Origin of the sequence: Puniceibacterium sediminis (assembly GCF_900188035.1) — a bacterium.
In the GTDB taxonomy this organism is placed as follows: domain Bacteria; phylum Pseudomonadota; class Alphaproteobacteria; order Rhodobacterales; family Rhodobacteraceae; genus Puniceibacterium; species Puniceibacterium sediminis.
Genome location: NZ_FZNN01000005.1, coordinates 164,957 through 183,210, shown reverse-complemented (window position 1 = coordinate 183,210; position 18,254 = coordinate 164,957). Strand labels below are relative to the sequence as shown.

The 18,254-nt window shown below is 60.2% G+C and carries 11 protein-coding genes; 5 read left to right on the top strand and 6 right to left on the bottom strand.

Annotation, left to right across the window (positions count from 1 at the left end; all coding sequences use genetic code 11):
* The first annotated feature begins 9 nt into the window (after positions 1-9).
* The 5 genes from CHB75_RS07800 to CHB75_RS07780 all read left to right on the top strand — a co-directional run bounded on the left by CHB75_RS07800 (position 10) and on the right by CHB75_RS07780 (position 6,376).
* Positions 10-3,978 (top strand): baseplate multidomain protein megatron, encoded by a 3,969-nt coding sequence (locus CHB75_RS07800; protein ID WP_089269974.1) that lies wholly within the window; start codon positions 10-12, stop codon positions 3,976-3,978.
* 10 nt (positions 3,979-3,988) lie between these two features.
* Positions 3,989-5,065 (top strand): DUF2793 domain-containing protein, encoded by a 1,077-nt coding sequence (locus CHB75_RS07795; RefSeq protein ID WP_089269973.1) that lies wholly within the window; start codon positions 3,989-3,991, stop codon positions 5,063-5,065.
* 19 nt (positions 5,066-5,084) lie between these two features.
* Positions 5,085-5,375, top strand: a complete 291-nt coding sequence (locus tag CHB75_RS07790; protein ID WP_089269972.1) for a DUF6127 family protein — start codon at positions 5,085-5,087, stop codon at positions 5,373-5,375.
* A gap of 72 nt (positions 5,376-5,447) precedes the next feature.
* Positions 5,448-6,122, top strand: coding sequence for a YcbK family protein (locus tag CHB75_RS07785; protein WP_089269971.1), 675 nt, complete (start codon positions 5,448-5,450; stop codon positions 6,120-6,122).
* Entirely contained in the window at positions 6,119-6,376 is a 258-nt protein-coding gene (locus tag CHB75_RS07780) for a hypothetical protein (protein WP_089269970.1), read from the top strand. The genes CHB75_RS07785 and CHB75_RS07780 overlap by 4 nt, the downstream gene beginning before the upstream one ends.
* A gap of 213 nt (positions 6,377-6,589) precedes the next feature.
* Here CHB75_RS07780 and drmB read toward each other — a convergent pair whose 3' ends face one another.
* The 6 genes from drmB to CHB75_RS07745 form a co-directional block, all read right to left on the bottom strand.
* A complete protein-coding gene (gene drmB, locus CHB75_RS07770; protein ID WP_089269968.1) occupies positions 6,590-8,455 on the bottom strand; it encodes a DUF1998 domain-containing protein in 1,866 nt (621 codons plus the stop codon).
* A complete protein-coding gene (gene drmA, locus CHB75_RS07765) occupies positions 8,452-11,994 on the bottom strand; it encodes a DISARM system helicase DrmA (RefSeq protein ID WP_089269967.1) in 3,543 nt (1,180 codons plus the stop codon). Before drmA ends, drmB begins: the two co-directional genes overlap by 4 nt.
* A 5-nt stretch (positions 11,995-11,999) precedes the next feature.
* Positions 12,000-12,506 carry a hypothetical protein gene (locus tag CHB75_RS07760; protein ID WP_089269966.1) on the bottom strand — a complete coding sequence of 169 codons (507 nt, stop codon included), beginning with the start codon at positions 12,504-12,506 and terminating at the stop codon, positions 12,000-12,002.
* Positions 12,507-12,513: 7 nt separating this feature from the next.
* Positions 12,514-13,620 carry an XRE family transcriptional regulator gene (locus CHB75_RS07755; RefSeq protein WP_089269965.1) on the bottom strand — a complete coding sequence of 369 codons (1,107 nt, stop codon included), beginning with the start codon at positions 13,618-13,620 and terminating at the stop codon, positions 12,514-12,516.
* Positions 13,621-13,688: 68 nt separating this feature from the next.
* Positions 13,689-14,345, bottom strand: coding sequence for a hypothetical protein (locus CHB75_RS07750; protein WP_089269964.1), 657 nt, complete (start codon positions 14,343-14,345; stop codon positions 13,689-13,691).
* 12 nt (positions 14,346-14,357) lie between these two features.
* On the bottom strand, positions 14,358-18,254 hold the full coding sequence (locus CHB75_RS07745; protein WP_141135091.1) for an Eco57I restriction-modification methylase domain-containing protein: 3,897 nt from the start codon (positions 18,252-18,254) through the stop codon (positions 14,358-14,360).

The window sequence follows — 18,254 nt, the reverse complement described above, 5'->3', positions numbered from 1 at the left end:
GATCCCCATATGGCCACCCTCGTTCTCGGAGCCGCTGGCGCTGCCATTGGCGGCAGCATTGGCGGCGCGATCCTCGGCGTCAGCGCCGCGACCATCGGCGGTTTCGTTGGCTCCACCATTGGTTCGGTAGTTGACAGCTGGATCATCTCTTCGCTCGCGCCAACCCAGCGGATCGAAGGTGCGCGGCTGGACAATCTGCGCATCACCTCGGCCACGGAAGGAGCGGTGATCCCGCGTCTCTATGGCCGCATGCGGATCGGTGGCAACATCGTCTGGGCGACTGATTTCCGCGAGGAGACGAAGACCACCACGCAGGGCGGCGGCAAGGGCGGTGGGGGTGGCGGCAAGGTCAAGACCACCGAATACTTCTACTACGCGTCCTTCGCGGTCGCGCTCTGCGAGGGGCCGATCACCAGCATTGGCCGCATCTGGGCCGACGGCAAGCTGCTGGACACCGCCGGGATCAGCTGGCGCTGGTATCCGGGCGATGAGGGTCAGACGGCCGATCCGTTCATTTCGGCAAAGATGGGCGCGGCCAACACGCCAGCCCATCGCGGCACCGCCTATGTCGTTTTCGAAGACCTTCCGCTCGGGAATTACGGCAACCGCATCCCGCAGCTGAGTTTCGAGGTGTTCCGCCCGCTGGCCGATCCGGACACGGCGGAGGGTCTCACGCAGGCGATCACCATGATCCCGGCCTCAGGTGAGTTCGCCTATGCCACGCAGGGCATCCGGAAGGGCGGCGGCGGCTCGTCCGAGCCCGAAAACCTGAACGCACTGACCGACACCGCCGACATGGTGGTGGCGCTGGACCGCTTGCAGGCGATGGCCCCGAAAGTCGAGAGCGTATCGCTGGTGGTCGCCTGGTTCGGCGACGATCTGCGCGCGGGCAATTGCAAGGTGCAGCCCGGCGTCGAGGTCACCGCCAAATCGACCACGCCGTCTGCATGGTCCGTGAATGGCGTCAGCCGGACCAATGCCTTTCTGGTCAGCCGCGATGATCAGGATCGCCCGGTCTATGGTGGCACGCCCGCCGACTTCGCGGTGGTACAGGCGATCCAGGAGATGAAGGCGCGTGGGCTGCGCGTCACCTTCTACCCGTTCATCCTGATGGATGTCCCGCCCGGCAACACGCTGCCGAACCCGTATTCCGACAACGCCGCTGAGACGGGCCAGCCCGCCTTTCCTTGGCGGGGGAGGATCACCTGTTCGCCTGCGGCGGGATATGTCGGGAGCGTAGACAAGACCGGTACGGCCGCCACGCAAGTGTCCGCACTGTTCGGCGCGGCGACGCCCGCCAGCTTCAGCGTCTCAGGCGAGAACGTCAGTTGGACCGGGCCATCCGGCGACTGGGGTCTGCGGCGCATGGTGCTGCATTACGCCCATCTCTGCGCGGCGGCGGGCGGGGTCGATGCGTTCCTGATAGGAACCGAGATGCCGGGACTGACGACGATCCGCTCGGGTGCCAGCACCTATCCGGCGGTTCAGGCTTATCGGGATCTGTTGGCTGACGTACGCTCGATCCTCGGGTCCGGCACCAAGATCGGCTATGCCGCCGACTGGTCGGAATACTTTGGGCACCAGCCGGGCGACGGCAGCGGCGATGTGTTCTTCCACCTCGATCCACTCTGGGCCGACGCGAACACCGACTTCATCGGGATCGACAACTACATGCCGCTGTCTGACTGGCGCGACGGCCTCACACATGCCGACGCGGCCGAGGGCTGGCCCGCGATCTACGACCGCGCCTACCTGCAGGCGAACATCGCGGGCGGCGAAGGCTTCGACTGGTTCTATGCCAGCGCCGCTGATCGCTCCGCGCAGGTTCGCATCCCGATCACGGATGGCGCAGCGGCCAAGCTTTGGGTCTTCCGCTACAAGGATCTGCGCGCCTGGTGGTCGAACGTGCACTACGACCGTCCGGGCGGGACGGAGAGTGCTACGTCGACGGCATGGGCCCCGCAGTCGAAGCCCATCTGGTTCACCGAGCTCGGTTGCCCCGCCATCGATCGGGGGACGAACCAGCCGAACGTCTTCTTCGACCCGAAATCCTCGGAGAGCTTCACGCCGCATTTCTCGCGGGGCTGGCGCGACGACGCGATCCAGCGCGCCTATCTCGAGGCGACGTATCTCTGGTGGGACGAGGCCGCCAACAACCCGGTCTCCTCGGTCTACGGCGCGCGTATGGTGCATGTGCCGGAATGCGCCGCCTGGACCTGGGACGCGCGGCCCTATCCGTTCTTCCCGGCGCTGACCGATGTCTGGACGGACGGCGCGAACTGGCGGCTCGGGCATTGGCTGACCGGGCGGCTCGGCGCAGTGTCGCTGGCAGCCCTCGTCCGGCACCTCTGCTTGCGTGCCGGGATGCCAGAGACCCGGATCGACGTCACCGGTCTCTGGGGTGCGCTCGAAGGATATGCGATTGGCGCACTGGAATCCCCGCGAGCGTCCATCACCACACTGTCGCGGCATTTCGGGTTTGACGCGGTCGAGACCGAGGGCATGATCCGTTTCCTCATGCGCGGGCGGGCGTCCATCACCACCATCGCACTTGACGATCTTGTTGCTGCTCGCGAGGGAGACGTTCTGGAACTGACCCGCGCGCAGGAAACTGAGTTGCCGCAGGCGCTCAAATGGCAGGTGGCACGCGCCGATGAAGATTACGACGCCGCCTTAGTTGAAGCGCGCCGGATCACGGTGGATACGACCCGCATCGCCTCGGAAAGCTTCCCCATGGCGGTCCCGCCCGAGGAGGCCGAACGGCGCTGTCGCCGGGCACTGATGGAAGCCTGGACCGGGCGAGAGACGGCAGCGTTTCGCCTACCACCGTCGCGACTGGCACTGGATCCAGCCGATGTCGTGACGCTGGACCATGACGGGCGACACAATCCGCTGCGCTTGGTCTCCATCGCAGACGCGGATGCACGCGGGATCGAAGCCGTCCGCCAGGATCGGGAAGCCCACGACCTTCCGCCCGGATCGCCAAGACCGTCCTCACTCTCGAAGGCCGTAGTGTTCGGCGCACCCGAGGCAGTGTTGCTGGATCTGCCACAGCTGACCGAGGATCAGTCTGCGCATCGGCCGTTTGTCGCGGCCTATGCCACTCCCTGGCCGGGCGAAATGGCGGTGTTCCGCAGCCCATCGACGGACGCGTTTGAGCTACTGACGACATTTGGCGGCCGTGCCCGGATCGGCGCTCTAGTCTCGGATTTCTATGCTGGTCCCACATCACGGTTCGATCTCGGCAATTCGCTGGTGATCGATCTGCTGATGGGCACACTGGAAAGCATCACCGACCTGACCCTGTTCGGTGGGGCCAATGTGCTGGCCATCGAGAGCGCGCCCGGCACTTGGGAAATCGTGCAGGCGAGCGCAGCCGAGTTGATCGCGCCGGGCCGTTATAGGCTGACGCGGCTCCTGCGAGGACAGCGCGGCACGGAAGCGGCTATGGTCAATCCGGCTCCTGCAGGCGCACGGGTCTTGGTGCTGGACGCGGCGATGGCGTCATTGCCGATCGCCGAGGCCGATCTCGGGCTTCCGTGGAACTGGCGCATCGGCCCGGCGGCGCGCCCGGTCAGCGACGAAACCTATTTGGCGCAAGCCTTCACGCCAGTCGGCGTGGGGCTTCGTCCGTTCTCCGTCGTGCATGTCGAGCAGCCGTGGCGCAGGCCACGCAGTCCCGGCGATCTGACCATCCGCTGGACGCGGCGGTCCCGGGCCCTCGCGGCCGACAGCTGGGGCGCGGTCGAAGTGCCGTTGATCGAGGAGGTCGAAGCCTATGAGCTCGAGATCCTCGACGGGGCTACGGTGAAGCGCATGCTGACTACTGGCACGACCAATGCGATCTATACGGCCGCCCAGCAAACGGCGGATTGGGGTGCGTCGCTAGCGCCCGGCGACATACTGACCATCCGCATCTTCCAGCTCTCCGCCCTGATCGGGCGGGGTGCGCCCAAAATCGTCACGCTCACCTTCTGAAGGCCAACCCATGTCCGACAACACAACGAACCTGCTGCTGCCTTACATTCTGGCGGCGCAGGCCCAGAAGCATGTCACCCATAACGAGGCACTGCGGATCCTCGACGGGCTGGTTCAGCTTTCCGTCCTCGACCGCGACCTGACCGCGCCGCCCGGCACCCCTGCCGATGGCGACCGCCATATCGTGGCGAGCGGCGGGACCGGTGACTGGACGGGGTGGGACCTGAACGTGGCGCTGTTCACGGATGGGGCCTGGCTTCGCCTGCCGCCCCGGGCGGGGTGGCGTGCATGGGTTGAGGACGAGGGGCTGCTGTTGGTCTACGATGGCGCGAGTTGGATTGGCACCACGCCGGCAAATCTGCAGAACCTTGGGCTACTTGGACTCGGCACGACAGCCGATGCCGCCAACCCGTTCTCCGCCAAGTTGAACGCGGCGCTCTGGACCGCCAAGACCGTGGCCGAAGGCGGGACCGGCGATCTGTTCTACACCATGAACAAGGAAGCGGCGGGCGACGATCTCGGCCTGACCCTGCAGAGCGGTTTTGTGACAAAGGCGCTCGTCGGTCTCTTCGGCTCCGACAGTTTCCGCCTAGCGGTTTCGGCCGACGGCAGCACCTTCTTCGACGGTCTGATCGTCGACAACGCCAACGGCATCGTCGAACAGCCGCAACTGCCGCGCTTCAAGGCTTACACGAACTACGACAACTACGTGGGCGTTGGAGCCTGGACAAAGATCGGCTTAAACAACACCGACTACAACGATCAGGGTTGTTTCGATGCCGGAACCGGCCTCTTCACAGCACCTGTGGACGGGACATACCTGTTTGGCGCAACGCTGCTCTACAAGATCAACGCCAGCGCCACGGCCCGCATGCGTGGGCGGCTTGTGCTGAACGGAGCCACGGAAATCCGGGGTTCCTTCGGCGAGATCTCCGCCACCCACGTCACGCTCGCCACCGCGATATGGCTGCAGACCATGGTGCCGCTGACTGCGGGTGATACCATGGAACTGCAGGGGTATTTTCGGGTCGCGGACGGCTATTTCGCCGCCGATCACACGTCCTTCTGGGGCTGCAAGGTTGGCTGAACGGCGGGAGAATTGACCCATGACACCACCCCGATCCGACCAGGGTTTCGTACGCATGCCAGACGCCGAGTTCGAGGCCATGCTGGCACGCGCCGCTGAGAAAGGCGCCAAGCGCGCGCTTGCCGATGTTGGCCTCGATGGTGAAGAGGCCGCGCTGGACATCCGTGATCTGCGTTCGCTGCTTGACTGCATCCGGCTGGTGCGCCGCACCGCCATGCAGACCGCCGTCCGCATGATCACCACCAGCGTCATGCTGGCGCTGCTGGCGGGCATCGCCATCAAGCTCAAGATCTTCGGCGGCGGCCCGTAGCCGCTCCCCATCTTTCATCATCAACCCAACCGCACCCGCCCTCGAGGCGGGTTTTTCGTTCTGGAGGACACCATGACCACGACCTTTTATGATCATTGGCGCGACGTGCCCAAGGGCACTTGGCGCTGGTCCAATTTCTCGCCCGCCGAAATCGCCTGTCGTGGCACCGGCAAGCTGCTGGTCAACGAGCCTGCATTGGACAAGCTTCAGGCCCTGCGCGACCGGCTGGGCAAGCCGCTGATCGTCCGTTCGGCCTATCGCAGCCCGGAACATAATCGCGCGGTGGGTGGGGCGACCCGGTCAAAGCACTTGGATGGCGCGGCCTTCGACATCGCCATGTCAAACCACGATCCCGTCGCGTTCGAGGCGGCGGCACGCGCTGTCGGCTTCCTCGGGTTCGGGTTCTATCCGCGCTCGGGGTTCATGCATGTCGATCTTGGCCCGGCGCGGCAGTGGGGTGAGCGGTTCCCCATCCGGGCGACGGCTTTCGCCGAGGAAACCCAGCCCGCGCGTGAGGTCTTGGCCGATAGCCGCACCATGAAAGGTGGCGGAGCGGCCGGAATGGCGACGCTGGGCGCGGCGGGGGTTGAGGTGGCGCAGAACGTCCTCTCTGAGACCCAGTCCGCCGTCCTGCCGCTGGTGCCATACCTCGACACGCTCCGCTGGGTGTTCATCGCTGTGGCGCTTGGGGGCATCGCGGTCACGATCTACGCGCGCCTTGATGACTGGAAGCGGGGGCGGCGATGATCGCGACCATTTTCGGCGGAATCGCTGCCACCCCATGGATGCGGGCGGCCCTGCATTATGGTGCGATCGCTCTCACCATCGTTCTGTTCCTGCTGTCGATCCGCCGCGCAGGTGAGCGCACGGGGCGACTTGCCGAACGCCTTGAAGCAACGGAGAAGGCCAATGAAATCCAACGACGGATGCTGGAGGCGGCGGCTCGCCGTCCTCGCGATCGCGGCGAACTGGTTGACCGGCTGCGCGACGGCGGGTTTTGAAGCGATCGGCTTGGAGGCTTGCCCACCGGTCATGGAATACAGGCGGGAACTTCAGGCGCAGGCGGCCGAGGAATTGGCAATGCTGCCGGAGAGATCGGCCGTAGTCGAGATGATGGGCGATTACGCTGTGATGCGGGATCAGGCTCGTGCATGCCAGCCATGATCGCACGGAAATCGCGCTAGAGCCGCATATTGGACAGCCTATCAATCGCTTCAGTCAAAGAAACTTGACCCATGCCCACCCATCGTCGGAACTAGCAGGCTGCGGTCGAGAAAAAGATTTCGCATCTCGCAGCTAGTTTCAGCGATCAGGAGGCAGCCGTGGCAAGCCGCGCCGTGGGTGGCGCGGTCGCCACTCCGTCCGTCAGGTTCGTGGTCTGCGCAAATAGGGTCATTCGAGCAGACTTTCAGGCGATCTAGCGCACCTTCCAGAATTCGCGTGAACCTGGATCCAGCTGCAACAAGTCCACCCAGAGTACCCTGCGCGCCAGGTGTCGCGGTATATATGAGCACTCCGCACCTTTCAGGGATACTTCCGGTGCGGGAGTCTGAAAGTGCGTAGATCCGCTCCTTCAATGAACTCGCAGGGTATCCGCAGTCCAAGGCGATTTCTGCCATCAGTGCATGTGACAGGCTGTGAAGAAGGGTGTAAGCCGTTCCCGGATAGCTCGGCGCCCCACCGGAAAAACGCCTCTGCCAGTGTTCATAGCCGTTGATCAACTTTCCTTGCCGCGCCGCGACGTCGGTTTTCTGCAGCCAGGCGGCCACTGCTTTCTCATCGAAGTGAACAAAGAGCCCCTCGCCAAACTGTTCAATGGCGGGAAGCCAATCCGCATGACGTGATATCGGCGCCCCACGCACAGCCAGTTGGATATCTTCGATATCGCCATCTGCGCTCGTAGGTGCCGCTTCGAACCGGGTAAAGCCGTAAAGACATGATACTTCACGGAGGCGGTGCACAGCGACCAGGCCCTTGATGGGTGATAGGTCAATTCTTGCCGAAGTATCCTCCCAGACAGAGCGCGGTAGAGTCTGGGCGTAAAGCTTTGCCGAAGGACTGTTTGTCCCAATTTCTGCTGTTCCACTTGCAAATACATCAAATTCAGAAAGCTTTGGCGATTTTGAAGCATCAACTCTGGCGCCATCACGCAGTCGCTTGAGGCGATCAAAAATGTCCGAGTTGGAATATGCTCCTAAGGAAGCTGATACCCTCGGGTTGAACTTCTTTGCCTGCGCCACATCGTCGATAGATTGAACTCCGGCAAGGTCTCCCGAAAGCTCATCGACCAATCTTGAAAGTTCGTCTTCCTCTGCAGGAAGAGAAATCACCGTGTAGACTTGCGGAAAGTATGTGTTGGTTGCAGTGCGGGTAAGAAGCTTAAGATTGTCCCCGCAGCCCTCTGGGTCTCGATCCATCAGCCAAGGTCGCTCACCACGACATTTTCCGAGCCTTCCTGGTTGGAAAGCATCCTGCAAAGATAGCTTACGCTCGCATCCACACACCACACTGGTGTCTGCCGGGTCGGCACTTGTTCCCTTCTCTTCGATCCACATTGGTTCATGGCACTGAACCGCGCCATGAACGACCCACCGCCAATCAATGTCCTGCATGTGTCCCTTCTCGCAGGCACAGACGAAGCGAATAGGAGTAACCTCTGATTTGCGTCCGTCATCGAACACGAACTTTCGTCGTCCCTTGGTGTCGAGGTCCTGCCAGCGAACTAGGCGGCGTCTTCGTAGGCTCGAGTTCGGGCCACTGCCCGTCTCTACCTGCTCGCAAACAAACCACGTCGGAAAAACGGGTGCCGCCACACCTTGAGGAGCTCCATGCCCGAGCTCGTTCGACACAGGCGGCGTTCGCAGCGAAAGATGGACTTCCGGATCAAGCCGACCCTGATCCTTTAACAATTGCTCGAGGCGCATCGTAAGCCGTGGCTCAGGAATTGTAGTGAACGAGTTGCCCCGCATATCCCACCATTCCAGACCCGCAACGATCACAGAGCGTGTCGGAAGGTCGATCATCGAGCCGGGGCCAAAGGTCGAGATGAGCTGGCTAAGTCTCTGAGAATTCTTTGTCATGTTAGATCATCCGCGTTTGCGATTGTATTTCCGTGCGGATCTCTGACCTTGAGAGCTACACTCGACTCGACGTCTCTCATCGACCGGCCAGCGACAAACTTGCGATGGGGTTCATCGAGATTGGCCCAATCCGGCTCCAAGGGCATATGTAGAAGTCGATGGGGGCTCTTCTTCTTGGCGTAGGCGAACTGATTGCCCCCAGCAGATTGGTCGTCCCCAGTTGAAATCCATGCATCGATTATGTCATCAATTGCGGCCCTAAGGGCGGCGTGACCACCTGCGATCATTTGCGCCGGAGCCCTAGCTACAATAGCTTCGCGCACGTCTTGGCGAACTTGGGGCGAATTCTTCAGTTCAGTAACGGCATTTTCTGGCGTCAGCAGGGGATCGACGTGGCGCGCCGCTGCGACTACGACTGCTGCCAATCCCCGATCCAAGGCGCGTGCGGCCCATGGCGTGACGCTCGTCGCCTCCACGGAGCGATAGAATGTACGATGGAATTGGCCGAATTGCTCGAAGTGCATTCGGTCTCTTGGTTTGTGGAGGTTTAGGACGGCAACGACCAAGCCGGGACGGGCAGGATCGCGGCCAACTCGACTGGTGGCCTGAATATACTCGGCTGCCGTTTTGGGTTGGCCTTGGACCATCATCAACCCAAGACGAGTGATGTCGAGTCCGACTGAGATCATGTTGGTGGCCAGGGCAACGTCTACACTTTCGGCTCCGGGCCCAAAGATGGCTTCCAGCCTTTGCTTTGCCAAAGCTACTTTGTCAGTCGACTCGCGGGACGTTAGCTCCATCGGTTCCCTGATCTGGCGATCCGCGAAGGGCAAGTCTGGAGGATCTAACCGATGCCTTTGGGTGCCGTAGCGGCCAGACCTGTCCCGGACTTCATCTTCAACGATACGGCGTGCACCGCCTAGTTCGCGAAGAGCGTTAAAGTAGCAAAGGGCTGTCATGTAGGGATCAGCAGGATTCAATGTGGCACCTGAGCCAGCCTCTGCATCGTAAAACGCCTGTGCCGACGCTAGAAGGGTCGTCAAAGAGCGAAGGAAGACTAGTTTCGGCCCTCTACCTTGGGCTGCTATTCCCATGTAAAGACGAGCGGGATCTTTGCTCGCAGGCACCGTCTTTGCGAAAAAACTGTCCGTTCGATCAAGGCCCGGCGGCGGGAAGATGCTCGTGGTGCTTCTGTCAAAGAGGGCTTCGATTTGATCCGAGGCCCGGCGGACCGTTGCAGTAGACGCCACAATCTTTGGCCGTACGACATGGTCGCCAATCTTGCGACTAGCGAGTTGGTCGATCGCAGCTTCATATAATCCTGCTACCGTTCCTAATGGTCCAGAGATCAGGTGCAATTCGTCCTGAATGATAAGATCCGGTGGCGACAGTGACCATCCGTTACCAAGTGGGCTTCCTTCACCAGGTTCAGCTGCACCATAGAAGCCAAGATCCTCCCGAAAACGGTCAACATGACCGAAGAAGGCGCCGGTCTCTCCAACCCATGGTAGCGCTGCAAATTTATCGACGGTCGCGATCAAGAACGCAGGAAGACGTCGGTAGATCGGTTCATCAACAGTCAGAACCGGAAGCGGTCTCGCACGACTGAAATCGCAGTTGGTGTTGGCGCATCTTATCTCAAGATTGGTCGGAGCATGCTCGTTCGGCGTACATGCAAATGATGATGGAGAGAATTCCGTGCCACACCAAGGGCAGGCTTTCAGCGGCGCCGGAGCTCGTTTGTCACGCCCATTGCGATATCGTCGCACTCGTCCGACTGCAGTCTTTTCGTCGGATTTTCCTTTGCCACCAAGTTTGTTTGGAGACGCATCTGAACCTACCCACAATCCAATCTCGATAGGCCAATCGCCAAGCAGACGTCGTCCGTTTTCATTGATGTTTTTGGGATCAGTTCGCATCAGCTCGAGCGCACATACGACGCCTGCTGCTCGGGCCAACTGATCCAAGGTCAATAGTCGCAGAGTATAGCGCATGATCACAGACACACCGGCCCCTAGCACTCCGGAAGCCGTCAGGCGTCGATGAGCGATTATAAGAGCGGCAAGACCAAGATATGCTTCAGTTTTGCCACCACCCGTCGGGAAAAACAGGAGGTCAGCTGTCTCGCGGTCTGGGTGCGTCTTCTGTATCAAGCCCGAGATATTGAGAAGGATAAAGGCGAGCTGGAAGGGTCTCCATGTTGGGGGGGGCATCATACTTGGATCGCCGCTAGGCCCGGCATTTCGGCGCCGCGCAGCGGCGGCGACAGCAAGGTTCATAAAGCGAAATGCGGAACGGGCCGTTGGATCCGTCAGTAGCAGATTGATTCCGGCTACAATCCGATCTCGTGCCTGCTCCATTTCCGATACCAAACGTTCACCAGTCTTTTTTCTCTGACTCGGAAGAGACGTTAGTTTTTGACGCTCGGCGTCGATCCAAACATCATATAATTCAGGGAGTTTGGCGATCAGGGAATTTAGGGTGTTTCCATCCTTACCTGCCGCTTCGGCCAAGGCTTCCATTTCGAACGAAACGAGAGACTTGATCTCATCATCTTCGTTCGGAGCGACGCGCTCAACTTCCGCTGTGGGTAACGGATTTGTCCATACGCGTTTCACGGTTCCAAGAGCATCTTCGTCGTGGTCCCAACTTGCTGCAGCGTTTCGTCCTACGGCCCATTCACTCACATCTCGGTAATGCAAGTCGGCGACCCGGAGATCCCAGTCGTCCGCACGAGTGCCAGACAAGTCTCGGCGGGGATGAAATCCCTTCTCGCAGGCGAGCTCGAGGCGCGCTTGAAAAACGAAACTCACATCTGAATAGAAGCGGTGGACGGTCGCTCGTCGGTTCACAAGGAATACTGTGAGCGCCCGGACCTCTTCCTGCCCTCCGTCCGGGGTTTCGTATTTGAATGTTCTAGAGTGGGTCTCCAACGTCAGACCGCCGCCTCTACGTTGCTCCGCAGCGCTTTCCGGGATCAATATCGGTTCGCCTCTACCGTCGCATATGGGTACTCGGACTATCCGATCCTTTGGAGTGCGAACCCAGTCCACCAACGGCCTGGAATTGCGCCTGGGCTTGCCATCCTCATCAAACTCCTCGGGAAGGGGCTCCGGGAGGAGTACATTTTCAGGCAGGGCTGGTTCAGTCCTGTAGTCGCCCCACGAAATCCTTGCCGCGATCTCTTTTACTTCCGGAGGCAACAAGACTGTCAGGCCAATAGAGGAGGGCAGGAAGCGTCGCTTGGTGTTGGGGGCCTCAGGCTCCTCGTTATCACCGGCCGCGCCACCAGCGCCCTCGGAATCCGTTTCCTCAACGCCGATTTCCATCTCCTCCTGCGCTGATGGGTCATCGTCGTTGCCTTCGCCATCGAGCCCAAGCGGATCCTCGGCGGGCGCCAGGAAGCCAGTTAAATACCATCGCGAGGGGCTTTCGTTCAGACTTTCCAACGCCAAATCAGTGTCCTGTTCCCCTGGACCGATCAGGTCGCGACGAAACATATCAACAATCTTTGAGCGGATATCTACTGAGGCAGTCATGACCACTAAATTCCTTCTGAAATAACGAGTTCGCTCAGGGTATTGGCCAACCACTTGCTGGTGTAAGCTGTCTTCAAAGGTTGCTTCGGTCGATAGCCAACGGCATCGAGCAACTGTTCCAAAGCGAAAAGCCGGTCTCGAAACCCCGACCGAACGCCGAAACGGAGACTGGCTTTGTCCGGCCCACACAGAACCCATCCGTCAGTTCTTATGAGGGCATGGGCCCAAAGTGAGTGCTCACCAATGTCCAAATTGATGCCTGATGCCCTGAGTAAGACCTCCGCACGTTCGCGATCACCCACATCGTGCACGGCAGCCAATGAAGTCCGAAGTGCTGCTGAATCGATTAGCTCCTCGGTTCGCCGACGCTGAAAGCCCGTTTGAGTCTCCGTCACACAATCTTCCACGGTTTCAACCGAGTAGCCGCCAGAGAACGCCCGCCACGCCCCGATCCGGTAGGACTCGAGAATGACGTTCGTATCAACAAGGACAGGACCCGGGTGCTTCGCCATGATAGTCTCAAAGCTCTGCTGGGGGTTCGACCCCGTGGGCGACGAACAGATCAGTAAGGTCTTCGACCGTTTGATCGAGCAGCCCAGCGGCGCGGCGCGTTGAAACCCGTCCTTCGTCAACTGCAAGACCGATCACTTCCATAAACGGCTTGGAAAACAGGACGGGTACCTCTGCATCTCCTACATCGCGGCCATTGTTTCGCAGCGCCGCATCGTTCAGCGCCCGTGCACGAGCGGGCTTCAATTCGCCGAGCGCCACCAGACGCCATTTCAGAGCAGATGCGGTCACCTGAAGCTCTTCTGCAGCGGTGTTCAGCTGCGAAATTAGCTCTTGGTCCTCAAGGCTCGCCCAGTCGCCAAACTTGCCGAGGACGACCTGCGGCATTAGAACAGCCGATGCAAAATTGTTTGCCAGTTGTTCGACGCGGTTCCCGCCGGTTTCGTTTGCTTCTTCGGAATGCTCAGGTGGCATCGCATCCCAAGTGAGGATGTGAAACAGCTCGTGCGCGAGGTCAAAGTGCCGACGGCCGATAACCTCCTTCCGGTTTATCAGCACGACATCGAGCTCTGGCAGCCGACAAGCCGCACCTGAGATTCCCTCGAACGCGTCGACTATCAGCACAAGAATGCCAAGCTCGCGCTCCATCACTTCTGCGAGCCGCGCGGCGGGAATGTCGCCCAGATCGAACTCGGCAACGAACCGTTCGCCCGCTTCCATCGCGTCCTCGAAACTGGAACGCCTGGTTAGCCCTAGTGACCTGCGAAGCAGCGGAGCAGCGCGGCCCACTTGTGGCGCGATGGCGCGGAACGCTGCTATCCAGCGACCGGCGTTTCGCTCATACCCATTTAGAACGCCCGCGCCGACATTGGTCTGCCGCCACGAAAAGCGGCCTTCACCAACCAGCATGAACGGATCGGTGAAATACTCGAGCGTCTTTCCAAGCTTCTCGACGGCCAGCATCAGTTCATCTGCCGTGACGCGGCGCTCACCGGTCTCGATGGCAGACACCGTCTGCCGGTCCTTGAAGCCGAAAAGTTGCGCCAGATCGTCCTGCGAGAGCTTTCGCTCCTCGCGCAGGGCCTTGATCCGAGCGCCGATGAGTTGTGTCGCCATGGGGTGCCTCCTTGGCGCTACATATTCTTGCAAATTGACAAATGCAAGAAATTCTTGCGGCCGGTCACTCAGGCGACCCGGTCAGCCTCTTCGATCCGCGCGGTGCCTGCCTCCTCCTCGAAGTAGCGATCGCCGCCGCTGAGAGATGAACAGAAGAGGTCGGCGAGGACGCTGCCGATTCGGCGCATGTCGTCATGGAAGAGGTCCAGCGTCAGCTTATGTTCTGCGCCTCGCTCGGCGTTGAACTCAACCCGGAATCCTGCAAGCAGCGTTCTCCCGGTTCGCGCAGACTGCTTGTGGATCGATCTGATCGTCCGTCCGTCTCCATGCGCAAGCGCGTCGCGAAGCCACTTGAAGAACTTCTCAGCAGTCATGGCTTCGAAGTCGGCGTTGATCCTGCGGTCCTGGTTTTCACGTCCATCTGCCCGGTCGACCAGCACGATCTGAGGAGCGGCTAGGGAGAGCCGCCACGGATCGTCCGTTATCAGCCTGTCCCGCATGGCCTCGCGCACATTGTGGGCGCGATGGTCCGCCTGGTCCTCCCATTCACCTCGTTGCCCATGGTTGCCAGCCACCCATGCTCGGTTCTTGGTCCAGAGCAGAACACTGCTGAACAGGGCGAAGGTCTGGGTCACGTTGAACGTCGTTTGCGGCGGCTCGTCGAGCATCGCCTTCAAACGGTTTACGATGGCCCATTCGACATGCTCGTCAGCGATACCGCCCATCTGCTGCCTCCATCATGCCGCTTCTCCTTCGTTGTCTTCGTCATCATCTTCGTCGGACGCGGTCAGGCCTGCGGCGCGTTCGGCTTCGGCGCGTTCGGCGTTGAGGGCAAGGAGGCGGGCAAGGACCTCGTCCTTGAATTCGGACGGCCAGTCGAAGCGAGTCTTGGCCTGCTTGCCTTCGTCGGCGTCCTGTTCGATGAACTCCGGATGTGCCCGGTCGGCGAGGTCGTCCCAGCCGTAGGCGCGCAGGACGGCGGCATCCATTTCGGCGTGGAGGTCGCGCAGGCGGGCGATATCCGGAGAGTTCTGTCCGCGGTCATGGAAGCGGTTGTAGGTTTTGGTGAGGCCTTCATCTCGGTCGATCATCACCTCAGCGCGGTAGTTGTGATAGGCTTCACCAGTCCCTTCGAGTTCATCATTGACTTCAAATCTCTTCGGAAAGGGAAAGGTTTGAAAGCAATCTGAAGGGCTATACCGCAAATCCGATTTGAGAGTTGACGAAAAGTACCGCGCCCACAACTCATGAGCCCTCGATTGAAGCACGCAGAAAGAAGAAAAGCCTTCAAGTGTGAATACTTTTAGTGCGTGTGAAAATATCATATTTGCGTCGACAATTGCGAATGCCATGTTCGGCGCTGTCTCAGCAATCACAAGCGCCTTGGAGTTACCCTTTATCTTCTTGTAAAGTTCTCGCTTTGGCCTAAAAAATTGCCACCACTTTTCCTTTAGAACACGGCCGTCAGCAGTATCTTTTGTCTTGAGGCGCTCGGGCAAAACTTTCTCTCTAACTATTTCGATGAGTTCAGGAAATCCCTCCGCTTCTCTCAGGCTCATTTCTTCAAAGTCGATGACATATCTTCGGGCTGACTGAGTTGGGTCGCTGTTGACCTCTTCTCCGCCAATGTACGGCTTAACAAATTTTGCGCATGATTTATTAGTTTTAAGTATTTCATGCATTCGAGAAACGGGTGTAGCCTTCGCGTCGAAATCGTCAAAGCAAAATCCTTGGCCGTAAATCTTTGATCCATTGAAGGCTAGAGCGGTCATTGATGGCAGTTTATTTGGTGATCTGTCATAGTGGCCTTGCACTAGATAAGCGGAAATTCGATCAACCACCTCTTGATCTAGGACAGGTTGATTGGAAGTGCCCTTAGCAAAGTGCACGACTGACACTACAACTGCAGCTTCGCCTGGCCACTGAAGTCGACGTGTTGCGCGAAGAATGCTTCCGCCGTTCCTTAGCAGCCACTCTAGCCCTGAAGCACGGGTGTCGCCTTGACCAATCGTATTTGTCGCGATTAGCCCAGCCACTCCGTTTCTTCGCAAGAGTCCAAATGAGCGGCGAAAGAAGTGAGACACTAGATCTGCGTTTCCATGTGCACCCTCATGCAGGCTTTGGAGCCACGGAAGGTAATTCTTCCGATTTCCATTAATGACGGTGATCTTGCCAGCAAAAGGCGGATTGCCCACGATGGCATCGAAGCCACCATTCTCGCGTTTGAACACCTCGGGAAATTCGATGGCCCAGTGGAACGGGGGAATGCCATGCTCCCCTTCGCGCAGCGCATTCGCAGAGACTTCCAGCAGATCCCAACGCGCCGGGCGGCCCGAGAACCAGCTTTCCGCATCCGCCCGAGCTTTCTCCCGCGTCTTTGGCTTATCGGCCGAGAAGAAGCCCGCGATCACCGCATCCCCCAGCAACCGGACGGGCGACAGACGCGTCTCCACGTGCTTGTGCCGCTGTTCCTGAATCGCGCGCATCGTGTCGTCCGGCGCCGACCGGATTTCGGCACGGGCCCGATCCGCCTCGGCCACACGTTCGGCAACGAGCGGCCGCAGTAGGGGCAGGCCCGGTTTCGACGCATCCCAGTTCGCCGCCGCGATCTGCTCGGGCGTCAGACCCACAAGGCTGTCACCGCATTTCAGCGCATGGTCGAGGAAGGTGAATTCGTGGTCCTTCGCCAGCGTGGCCAGCCAGAGCGATAGCCGCGCTAGGTCGACCGCGCGCGCATTCCGGTCCACGCCATAGAGACACCGCTGTGCCACAAGGCGGCGCGCATGAAGTTCCTCGTCCTCATCCGCCGGAATCGTTGGCCTCGCATCCGGCCAGCGCGCCCAGGCATCGACCAGACGCGAGGCGATGGCACGGCAGGCTTCGACGAGGAACGCGCCGGACCCCATCGCCGGATCGCAGACCTTGAGGTCGAGAATCTGTTCGGGCGTCGCATCTGACCCCAGCCGCTCGAAAGCTGGCTCCAGCGCATGGGCAACAATCGGCGCTGTCAGGCTGCGCGGTGTGTAGTGGCTGCCGGTCCGACGGCGTTCGTCTGTCGGCTGGAGAATGGGCGTTCCTGTCGCCGCAACGACGTGACGGGGTGAGCCGCGTTCATCGACGATGTTGTCGAGTGCGGCGGCTAGATCTTCAACCGTCGTGGCCGCCTCGACCGGCTTTGCTTGCGCGGCGGTCAGGGACCGACCGACATTCTCCTTCAGGTCCTTGATCCGGTCCTTGCCCTTCTTATTCAGAAGGTCGTCTAGGCCTACGAAGACCGGCGTCTTGTTGTTCTTGCCCGCTTTGATCGCAAGCACCCGACAGGGCGCTTCCTCGACCGTGAAGCCCATGACCGTTTCATAGACGGAACCGATCTGTTCGACATCGAGCGTGCGGTAGGAGAGGCGTTCACGCTCCTGACCGCGTAGCTTCAGCGTCATGAGCCCCTCGAGGATACGCAGTATGCAACCATCCGAGACCTGAAGGACGCGCGGGTCTTCATCGACATCGCTCCGACCTTCGAGGAACGGAAACTCGTCTGGATCGAACAGCTTGCCGCCGCGCGCCTGGACGAAGTGGGTCGGGTGCCCCCCATGGATCAGCCGGAACAGCGCCAGGAGTTGGCCCCAGCCGCCGCGCCGCTCATCCATCGTGTCGGGGTTCAGTGCGGCTTCTTCGGCCAGCCGCGCAAAGAGGCCGCGGACCGAATAGCTGGTTTCGTAGATCGATCTGGCGCGGCCATCCGAGCGGGAGGGAAGCAGATCCCGATCCTCGGCATAAAGGATGAACACCAGCCGCATGAGTACTGTCAGAAGGCCCTCATAGAGGTGGTCGGGTCGGGAGCGGGCGAGTTCCCGCGTCAGATCCGGGTCCGCCGCGTGTAGACCACGCAGGAGGTCATGCAAAGCGCCGAGGACCTGACCCGCAAGTTCTGTTGAAACCGAAGCCTGCGCATCGCGGCTTTTCTTCAAGAGTGCGGGAAGTCGCCGCTCATCGGCATCGGAGAACAGACGGAAACGGTCAAGGACGAGCTTCAGGCCCGCAAGCATTGGACGCCCGGCCACTGTCGCGAGAGGGCGGATCGGGAAGGAAAGATGACCAGAAGTCTCGCCACGAGGGGCGTATACAAGGCGGATCACCTTATCGGTGATCATCACACCGGCAAAGACGCCGGTGTCACGTAGAAGGCGCTCGAAGCGCTGGTGAGGCGTAGCCTCCCAGCCATCGAGCTGAGCCCGCGTGTCGGGATCAATTCCGGCGTCTTCGATGCGGACCAGCAACTGCCAAGATTGGTCGGCTCCACCTAGCTCCGCCACGGCCCAATGCGGAGACAGCGTTGTGGAATGCTCAGGCAACCTGACGATCAGCTGATCCGGGATCGCCGGGCCCCCAGCTGCTCCAGCAGTGTGACGAGCTTCCCACCCCAGAACCTTTTCCGCGAAGGCCCAATGGTCGGTAATCGCCGGGCCGTCGATATCATCATTCAGCAATTCAGCGAGGGCACCCGTGTCTATTGGGCTTTGATGTAAAGGAGTGAGACCCAGTTCTTTGAGAACGCTGGGCGCAATGACAAGGCCAACCGGTTGAATATGATCAAGCCACTCGAGGTCCGGGTCGCGATTAATTTCAGAAACCAT